9 protein-coding genes are annotated in these 8,574 nt (G+C 72.8%); 5 read left to right on the forward strand and 4 right to left on the reverse strand.

Annotation, left to right across the window (positions count from 1 at the left end; translation table 11 throughout):
* Nucleotides 1–330 precede the first annotated feature (330 nt).
* Nucleotides 331–1,647: an SGNH/GDSL hydrolase family protein gene (locus tag CCN42_RS28750; RefSeq protein ID WP_086739982.1), complete on the reverse strand. Its 1,317-nt coding sequence runs from the start codon at nucleotides 1,645–1,647 to the stop codon at nucleotides 331–333.
* Nucleotides 1,648–1,987: 340 nt separating this feature from the next.
* Here CCN42_RS28750 and CCN42_RS28755 point away from each other — a divergent pair, with 340 nt between their 5' ends.
* Together CCN42_RS28755 and CCN42_RS28760 are read left to right on the forward strand one after the other, a co-directional pair.
* Nucleotides 1,988–3,250, forward strand: coding sequence for a DUF445 domain-containing protein (locus CCN42_RS28755; RefSeq protein ID WP_086739992.1), 1,263 nt, complete (start codon nucleotides 1,988–1,990; stop codon nucleotides 3,248–3,250).
* Nucleotides 3,251–3,418: 168 nt separating this feature from the next.
* Nucleotides 3,419–4,900 (forward strand): MFS transporter, encoded by a 1,482-nt coding sequence (locus CCN42_RS28760; RefSeq protein ID WP_086739984.1) that lies wholly within the window; start codon nucleotides 3,419–3,421, stop codon nucleotides 4,898–4,900.
* Nucleotides 4,901–5,042: 142 nt separating this feature from the next.
* Here the strand turns inward: CCN42_RS28760 and CCN42_RS28765 are convergent, their stop codons facing one another.
* A complete protein-coding gene (locus CCN42_RS28765) occupies nucleotides 5,043–5,495 on the reverse strand; it encodes a hypothetical protein (RefSeq protein WP_086168089.1) in 453 nt (150 codons plus the stop codon).
* Between the two features lie 153 nt (nucleotides 5,496–5,648).
* On the opposite strand from CCN42_RS28765, the gene CCN42_RS28770 reads away from it, so the two are divergent.
* Entirely contained in the window at nucleotides 5,649–6,599 is a 951-nt protein-coding gene (locus tag CCN42_RS28770) for a GlxA family transcriptional regulator (protein WP_086739985.1), read from the forward strand.
* A 51-nt stretch (nucleotides 6,600–6,650) separates the two neighbouring features.
* Here the strand turns inward: CCN42_RS28770 and CCN42_RS28775 are convergent, their stop codons facing one another.
* Nucleotides 6,651–6,956, reverse strand: coding sequence for a hypothetical protein (locus CCN42_RS28775; RefSeq protein WP_086739987.1), 306 nt, complete (start codon nucleotides 6,954–6,956; stop codon nucleotides 6,651–6,653).
* 161 nt (nucleotides 6,957–7,117) lie between these two features.
* Here CCN42_RS28775 and CCN42_RS28780 point away from each other — a divergent pair, with 161 nt between their 5' ends.
* Nucleotides 7,118–7,543 carry an Hsp20/alpha crystallin family protein gene (locus tag CCN42_RS28780; RefSeq protein ID WP_211294822.1) on the forward strand — a complete coding sequence of 142 codons (426 nt, stop codon included), beginning with the start codon at nucleotides 7,118–7,120 and terminating at the stop codon, nucleotides 7,541–7,543.
* Between the two features lie 54 nt (nucleotides 7,544–7,597).
* Entirely contained in the window at nucleotides 7,598–8,068 is a 471-nt protein-coding gene (locus tag CCN42_RS28785) for a DUF2267 domain-containing protein (protein WP_086739990.1), read from the forward strand.
* 4 nt (nucleotides 8,069–8,072) lie between these two features.
* On the opposite strand, the gene CCN42_RS28790 is transcribed toward CCN42_RS28785, so the two are convergent.
* Nucleotides 8,073–8,574 (reverse strand): hypothetical protein (locus tag CCN42_RS28790; protein ID WP_245877511.1); only part of this gene is annotated, 502 nt, incomplete at its 5' end.

Consider the following 8,574-nt stretch of genomic DNA (forward strand, 5'->3'; position numbering starts at 1 on the left):
CTCACCCAGCCGGGCCACGTGGGTCCACCGGACCCGTGAGTCCACCGGACCCGTGGGTCGGGCGCCCGCCGTCACATCGGACCCGTGGGGTCCACCGGGCCGGCCGACCCGGGCTTGTCCCTGCCGCCGGGCCCGGTGGACCCCACGGGTCCGATGTGACGGCGGGCGCCCGACCCACGGGTCCGGTGGACTCACGGGTCCGGTGGACCCACGTGGCCCGGCTGGGTGAGCCCTCGCGTGGCCCGTACGGCCCACACGCATGAGCCCGGCCGGGGTCCGCGTGGCCGGGAGGACTCGGTGCCGCCCGGGGGCGGTCCGCGCGCGTGGCCGTTACAGCGGGGCCGGGGCCGCGCCCCTCAGGTCGTCCAGGTCGATCGCATGCGCCATCCGCTCGTAGCCCCGGTCGCTCGGGTGCAGATGGTCGCCCGAGTCGTAGTCGGCGCGCAGCCGGCGCGGGTCGTACGGGTCGCGCAGGGCCTCGTCGAAGTCGGCGACGGCGTCGAAGACCGAGCCGGAGCGGATCTCCGCGTTGATCTCCCGGCGCACGGCCTCCCGCTCGTCGGTGTGACCGCGGTGGCCGTAGAACGGCATCAGGGTGGCGCCGACGACCTTGATGCCGCGGGCGTGTGCCTGGCGGACCAGGGTGCGCAGGCCGTCGAGGATCCGGTCGGGGTCGGCGATCCGCCGGCTGCGCAGGATGTCGTTGACGCCGAGGTCGATGACGACGACCTCGACGTTCGGGCGGCCGAGGACGTCGCGGGCGAAGCGGTTGAGCCCGCTGGGGTTGTCGGCGGGGCGGCCCGGGCCGTCGTGGAGGACTCGGTTGCCGCTGATGCCCTGGTTGACCACGCTGAGGCGCGGTACGTCCCGCCCGTCCGCCACGGCGTCGCGGATCCGCTCGGACAGGACGTCCGGCCAGCGCCGGTTGGCGCCCTCGGTGGAGCCGGCGCCGTCGGTGAGGGAGTCGCCGAGGGCGACGACGGTGCCGTCGGCCTCGTCGGCGAGCACGTCCAACGCGGTCAGGTGGCGCCAGTACGGGACCTCCTCGGTGTACGGGGTGCCGGTGACGTCGTCGGTGCGGTCGCCCCGGGCGGCGTAGGAGATCTGCCGGGCGCGCGGGTGGTGGGTGACCGGGCCGGCGGAGGTGGGGGAGTACGTGGTGACGAGGACGTCGCTGTCGTGCGGGACCGCGATGCGCACCGCGTCGCTCGTCACCTGGCCGCCGGCCGGGACGGCCACGGTGGTGGCGCCGCGGAACGTCAGCCGCCGCAGCGTCTCCGGTACGGCCGCCGCGCTGTCGTCGGCGGCGGCCAGGGCGATCGAGGCATGGGTGACGGTCAGCGGGCGCCGGCCGTAGAGATTGGACAGCGTGATGCGGGCACTCGTCCCTCCTGCGCTGGTGTGGACGACGTTGCGCACCGAACGGCCGGCGACGCCCGTGATCTCCGTGCCGGGCTCGGCCGCCGCCGGGGACGCCGACCAGGTGCCGACCCAGGTGCCGGCGGAGGCGGGCGCGGCGGAGCGGTCGGCGGCGGCCCGGCGGGCGGTGCCCTCGTCGGACGAGACGGTGCCGTATATGGCGGCGGAAAGGGCCGCGATCAGGGCGCAGATCGCGGCGAGCAGGGCACAACCGTGACGCCTGGTCATGCGGGTGCGGTTCTCCTCGGGCGTGCGGAGCCCCCGAGGCTCCGGTGATCACCTCATGATGCGCCATGGGGCTGCCGGGAGGTGCACGGGACCCCCTAGGGGGTATGGACGTTCACCCCTGGGTCTTCCCGGACCGGACGGACGGCGGGAACTCTCGTTCCGTTCCGGGAGTCGGTCAGGAAGGGACAATGTCATAGCGGGGCATCGGGAACGGGTGGAGTGGATGGATCTTACGAAACCGGACCGGGAACCGGACCGGGAGCCGGACGGGAAACCGGAGGGGACGGACCGCGAGGGCCGGGCCGCCGCCACCCGTGTCCCCGCCTCCGCCGCCCGCGCCATGACCACCTTCAGCGCCGCCGACGAGGAGAAACAGCGCGGCGTGCGCCGCATGAAGCTCACCGCGACCGGGCTGCTGCTCCTCGTCGCGCTGATCTACGTCCTCGCCGAGTTCGCCTCCCACCAGGGCGCCGGCGCCTGGGCGGGCTATGTCGCCGCCGCAGCCGAGGCCGGCATGGTGGGCGCGCTCGCCGACTGGTTCGCCGTCACCGCCCTCTTCCGGCACCCGCTCGGCCTGCCCATCCCGCACACCGCGATCATCCCGAACAAGAAGGACCAGCTGGGCGTCTCCCTGGGTGAGTTCGTCGGCGAGAACTTCCTCTCCGAGGACGTCGTACGGCAGCGGCTGCGCTCCGTCGGCATCGGCAGCAGACTCGGCGCCTGGCTCGCCGAGCCCGCCAACGCCGACCGGGTCACCGCCGAGCTGGCCACCGCCCTGCGGGGCGCGCTGACCGTGCTGCGCGACTCCGACGTGCAGGCGGTGGTCGGCGAGGCGATCACCCGCCGCGCGGAGGCCCAGGAGATCGCGCCCGGTATCGGCAAGATGCTGGAGAAGGTCGTCGCCGACGGCGGTCACAGACGGGTCGTCGACCTGATCGTGACCCGCGCGCACGACTGGCTCGTGCTGCACGGCGGCGATGTGATGGACGCCGTCCAGGGCGGCGCCCCCGGCTGGACCCCGCGGTTCGTGGACCGCAAGGTCGGCGAGCGGGTCTACAAGGAGCTGCTGCGCTTCTGCGCCGAGATGCGGGACATGCCCTCCCACCCGGCCCGCGGTGCCCTCGACCGCTTCCTCACCGACTTCGCCACCGACCTCCAGTCCGACACCGACACCCGGGCCCGGGTGGAGCGGCTGAAGGGCGAGGTGCTCGGCCGGGGCGAGGTCCAGGACCTGATCGCCTCCACCTGGACGGCCGTACGGTCGATGATCGTCTCCGCGGCGGAGGACGAGCGCAGCGAGCTGCGGCTGCGGGTGCGGGCCTCCCTGCTGTCGCTCGGGGCCCGGCTGGCCGTGGACCCGAAGACGCAGGGCAAGGTCGACGGCTGGGTGGAGGGCGCCGCGGTGCACGTGGTCACCACCTACCGCAAGGAGATCACCTCCCTGATCGCCGACACCGTGGCGAGCTGGGACGCCGAGCACACGACGAAGAAGATCGAGGCGCACATCGGCCGTGACCTGCAGTTCATCCGGATCAACGGCACGGTGGTGGGCTCCCTGGCGGGTCTGCTGATCTACACGGTGGCGCGGGGGCTCGGGGCGTAGGCCGACGGTGTGACCGGGATCTGAGCGAGGGCTGCCCGGGGGCTGCCAGGGGCCCGGCCCGGGGCGGGCCGGGCGTAAAAGCGCGGTTGACGGGGCACTCGTGCCGAGCTGCCGCGTCCTTTTCGGCAGTGCCGCCGTCCGGTCGGCTGTCTCGACGAGGAGGAGCCCGTGTCCGTCGGTACCGTCACCACCGCCGTCCCCGCGCGACTGGACAGACTTCCCTGGTCGCGCTGGCATTGGATGATCGTCATCGGCCTCGGCACCGTCTGGATCCTGGACGGCCTGGAAGTGACGATCGTCGGCAATGTCGCCGGCCGCATCGCCGAGGAAGGCAGCGGCCTCGACATCTCGGCCGCCCAGGTCACCGGCCTGGCGGCCGCGCTGTATGTGGCGGGCGCCTGCTTGGGCGCGCTGTTCTTCGGCTGGCTGACCGACCGCTACGGCCGCAAGAAGCTGTTCATGGCGACACTGGCCGTCTACCTCGCGGCGACCGCGCTGACCGCGCTGTCCTTCGAGTCCTGGTGGTTCTTCCTCTTCCGGTTCCTCACCGGCTTCGGCATCGGCGGCGAGTACGCGGCCATCAACTCCGCGATCGACGAGCTGATCCCGTCGCAGTACCGGGGCCGCGTCGACCTGATCATCAACGGCAGCTACTGGCTGGGCGCGATCGGCGGCTCGCTGCTGTCCATCGTGATGCTGGACACCACGATCTTCGCCAGGGACCTCGGCTGGCGGCTCAGCTTCGCCCTCGGTGTGGTCCTGGGCCTGGTCATCCTGCTGGTGCGGCGGCACGTCCCGGAGAGCCCGCGCTGGCAGTTCATCCACGGCAAGGGCGACGAAGCCGAGGAACTCGTCTCCTCCGTCGAACGCGAGATCGAACAGGAGAAGGGTGAGCAGCTGCCGCCCCCGGCCGGTGAGATCACCATCCACCAGCGCAAGAGCATCGGCTTCGGCCTGATCGCCAAGACCGTCTTCGGCAAGTACCCGCGCCGCGCGGTCCTCGGCCTGTCCCTCTTCATCGGCCAGGCGTTCCTCTACAACGCCATCACCTTCGGCTTCGGCACCATCCTCATCACCTTCTTCGACGTGCCGACCGGCGACACCGGCTACTACTTCGCCGTCATCGCGGCCGGCAACTTCCTCGGCCCGCTGCTGCTCGGCAAGCTCTTCGACACCGTCGGCCGCCGGATCATGATCTCCAGCACCTATCTCATCTCCGGCCTGCTGCTCTTCGTCACCGCGTGGCTCTTCGACCGCGGCTCGCTGACCGCGACGACGATGACGGCCTGCTGGTGCGTGGTGCTGTTCTTCGCCTCCGCGGGCGCCTCCAGCGCGTACCTCACGGTCTCCGAGATCTTCCCGATGGAGACCCGCGCGATGGCCATCGCCTTCTTCTACGCCCTCGGTACCGCCGCCGGCGGCATCAGCGGCCCGCTGCTCTTCGCCGACCTGACCGAGTCCGGGGTGGTCGGCGACACCGTCCTCGCCTTCCAGATCGGCGCCGGGCTGATGTGCGCGGCCGGGCTGGTCGCGGCGTTCCTCGCGGTGAAGGCGGAACGCCGCTCGCTGGAGGACATCGCGCGACCGCTGTCGGAGGCGGCGGAGACGGCGTCCTCGTCGACGGTCCGAACCGGGACGGTGACGCCGTAGCCTTCGGCCTCTCGCCGCGGACGGGACGGTGACGCCGTAGCCTTCGGCCTCTCGCCGCGGATCGGGACGGCGACGCCGTAGCCTTCGGCGCTTCGCCGCGGGCCGGGACGGCGACGCCTGGGTCTCCGGCCCCTCGCCTCGGTCATGCGCCGGTCGTGGACCCGGGCCGCACGATCATCAGCACGGTGACGGCGGCCCACAGCAGGTTGAACACCCCGGTGAACATGGCGAGCCGTACGGTCGCCTCCCTGGACCCGTCGCCCCCCTCCAGCAGCGCGCTCTGCCGGGGCAGCACCAGCGCGACGAGGACCAGCGCGGCGAGCGCGGTCAGCGCGATGGACACGATCAGCCAGGCGTCGCCGAGCACGCCCATGGTGCTCGCGGTGGCGAACCCGAAGACCGGTACGACGACGCCGATGGTGGCGTAGACCCGGCAGATGCGGTGCAGCAGCCGCACGGTCTCGGTGGCCCGCGGGTCGTCGGGCGCGGCCATGGCCCGCCGCGCGGCGGGCGGGAACATGCTGGCGGCGACGGTGACGGGCCCGATCGCGACGATCGCGGCGAGGACGTGGACGCTGAGGAGGAACTTGGTCACGCCGGTGACGGTAGGCGGGCCGGGGATCTTGCAGAAGTGGCGATAGTGCCAGGGGTCAACGGATTCTCGCCAGCGGTGCCCGAGGGCGGCCGGAGACCTCGTGGCCGGTAGACGGCGGTTGGCGACTTCCTGGCGTACCCCTACGCTCTCGCCATGCACACCGTCGCCGTACTGGCCCTGGACCGGGTGATCCCCTTCGACCTCTCCGCCCCGATCGACGCGTTCGGCTGGGCGCGGCTGCCGGACGGCCGGGAGGCGTACCGGGTGCGGGTCTGCTCGGACCGGGAGGAGGTGAGCGCGGGCGCGTTCACCGTGCGGGCGCCGTACGGGCTGGACGCGCTGGCCGAGGCGGACACGATCATCCTGCCCGGCGTGGAGGAACCGCCCGACCCGCTCCCGCCCGGCGTCACCGAGGCGCTGTGCGCGGCGGCGGCGCGGGGCACGCGGATCGCGTCCGTCTGCGTCGGGGCGTACCTCTTCGCCGCGACGGGCCTGCTGGACGGACTGCGCGCCACCACGCACTGGATCGCGGCGCCGGACCTGGCGGCGCGCTACCCGGAGGTGACGGTCGACCCGAACGTCCTCTATGTCGACAACGGCCAGTTCCTGACCTCGGCGGGCGCGGCGGCGGCCCTGGACATGTGCCTGCACATGATCCGCCAGGACCACGGCTCGGCGGTGGCCGCGCATGCCGCCCGGATGTCGGTGATGCCGCTGGAACGGGAGGGCGGCCAGGCCCAGTTCATCGTCCACGACCGCCCGCCGGCGCCGTCCGGCGCGACGTTCGAGCCGCTGCTGCGCTGGCTGGACGACCACTGCGACAAGGCCCTGACCCTGGAGGACATCGCGGCACGGGCGGGCATGAGCACCCGGACGCTGAACCGCCGCTTCCGCGAACAGACGGGGACGACACCGCTGCAGTGGCTGCACCGGGCGCGGGTGCGCAGGGCGCAGTACCTGCTGGAGACGACGGCCTACCCGGTGGAACGGATCGCCGAACAGGCCGGTTTCGGCTCCCCGACGGCCTTCCGGGAGCGTTTCCGGCGAGTGGTGGGGACGAGTCCGCAGGGGTACCGGAGGGCGTTCCGCACGGACTCGGCGTAAGACGGCCGTCCGGGGGCAGGTGTCAGTGCGCTGTCGGTCTTCAGTGCGTTGTCAGCGCGTCCGCCGGTCGGCGACGGCCCAGGAGGCGAGGGCGACGGCACCGGCCACCCCGAGCACGGCGGGCCAGGCGCCCACCTTCTTGGCCAGCGGGTGGGACCCGGCGAAGGCGGCGGCATACGCGGCCGTCAGGGCGCCGGCGGCCGGCCCGCCCGCCCGCTGCCGCCACTGCCGTGCCGCCGCGGCGCCCGCGACGGCCAGCACGGCTCCGCCGAGCGGCCGCTTCCCGGTCCAGCGGGCGACGCCGTAACCGCCGACGAGACCGCTCGCGGCGAGGAGGGAGCTGGGGATGTCTGCCATGTCCCCGACCCTAGCGCGGCGGTACGGTCCGGCTCGGCCGGGCCCGGCCCAGGCCCCGAACCTGAGCCGCCCCTTGTCAAGTTTCCTCTCCCGAGCTATATAAAAAGCCGTAGGGCATCGCAGACGACACACACAGCGCCTGCCGAGAGGAGTGACTTGTGATGCTCATGCGCACGGACCCCTTCCGCGAGCTGGACCGCCTTGCGCAGCAGGTCTTCAACACCCCCGCCCAGCCGGTCGCCATGCCGATGGACGCGTACCGGGCCGGGGACGACTTCGTCGTCCACTTCGACCTCCCCGGCGTCGACCCCGAGACGATCGAGCTGGACGTCGAGCGCAACGTCCTCACCATCCGCGCCGAGCGCCGCTTCCCGGCCCCCGAGGACACCGACGTGCTCGTCGCCGAGCGGCCCACGGGCACCTTCACCCGCCGGCTCTTCCTCGGCGACACCCTCGACACCGAACGCATCGACGCCTCGTACGACGCCGGAGTGCTGACCCTGCGCATCCCGGTGGCCGAGGCGGCCAAGCCACGCCGTATCCGGATCACGGGCGGCGACGGCGGCCGGAAGCAGCTCAGCGGCTGAGCGGCACACCGCCGGGGACCGAGGAACAGCGGACTGGGAGGAGAAACGGAAACGATGACCGTGACGACCGTGACGACGACACAGGACCGAGCCACCGCCACGGCCCTTGCTGGGGGCGTGGACACGGACGGCTGGCCGGCGTTGATCGACGCGGTACGGGACGCGGGCCAGTACCCCGCGAGAGCCGAAGCGGAACGCATCACCCGCATCGTGCTCTCCGCGCTGGGCGGCCACGTCACCGGAGACGAACGAGTGGCTCTGGCCCGGGCCCTGCCCGCGGAGGCGGCCAGGGTGATCGCCTCCCAGATCCCGGCGACCCGTCCCCTGACCGCCGCGGAGTTCGTGGACTCGGTGGCCGCCCGCATCGAGGGCGCGACCCCCGCGACGGCCCGCTGGGACGTCAGCTCGGTCCTCAGCGTCCTGCCGCCCCGGATCGGCAAGGACCTGGTGAACCGCATCCTGGCCGAACTGCCGCCGGGCTACGCGCTGCTGTTCGGCCTCCCGGAACTCACCCGGGCGGCGTAACTCGTCACCAGGGGTTCCGCTGCCGCCGCTGCCGGACCCGCACCTCCACGACCCACGCGGAACAGACGGCACCCCCGGCAGCGGCCGGCCCGAACCCGAGGACGAGGGGAGTGACGTACGCGGGCACATCACCGCTCCCGAAACTCCCCCCGTCACTCGTCTCGCACACGAACCGGAGCGGCAGCCAGTCGACGCGGTAGCCGGTGACCTGGCCGTCCGCCTGCTGCCCGGGCGTACGACAGGCCTGCACCGGAGCGGAACCGGTCCCCCCGTCCCGCGCCTCCACGAGGGCCCCGGTCACTCCCGCCAGTCCCCACCCGTACGCCCCGGCCGCGACCGCCGCGGCGATCGCGGATCCCCCGCGCAGCACCTCCGGGAAACTCTGCCGCCGCAGCCCGCCGGCGAAGGTCTGCCCGCCGTACCCGAGAAACCCGAAGACGGCGAGAACACAGACCAGGAGCAACAGCAGGCTCAGGAAGACCATCCACGGAGTCCAACAGCCCACC

The sequence above is a fragment of the Streptomyces glaucescens genome (assembly GCF_002154375.1).
Lineage (GTDB): Bacteria > Actinomycetota > Actinomycetes > Streptomycetales > Streptomycetaceae > Streptomyces > Streptomyces glaucescens.

What these genes read in the sequence shown, in the direction of transcription:
- CCN42_RS28750 (WP_086739982.1), bottom strand. Translation starts at nt 1,647, where the DNA reads ATGACCAGGCGTCACGGTTGTGCCCTGCTCGCCGCGATCTGCGCCCTG.
- CCN42_RS28755 (WP_086739992.1), top strand. Translation starts at nt 1,988, where the DNA reads ATGACCACCTTCAGCGCCGCCGACGAGGAGAAACAGCGCGGCGTGCGC.
- CCN42_RS28770 (WP_086739985.1), top strand. Translation starts at nt 5,649, where the DNA reads ATGCACACCGTCGCCGTACTGGCCCTGGACCGGGTGATCCCCTTCGAC.
- CCN42_RS28775 (WP_086739987.1), bottom strand. Translation starts at nt 6,956, where the DNA reads ATGGCAGACATCCCCAGCTCCCTCCTCGCCGCGAGCGGTCTCGTCGGC.
- CCN42_RS28780 (WP_211294822.1), top strand. Translation starts at nt 7,118, where the DNA reads ATGCTCATGCGCACGGACCCCTTCCGCGAGCTGGACCGCCTTGCGCAG.
- CCN42_RS28785 (WP_086739990.1), top strand. Translation starts at nt 7,598, where the DNA reads ATGACCGTGACGACCGTGACGACGACACAGGACCGAGCCACCGCCACG.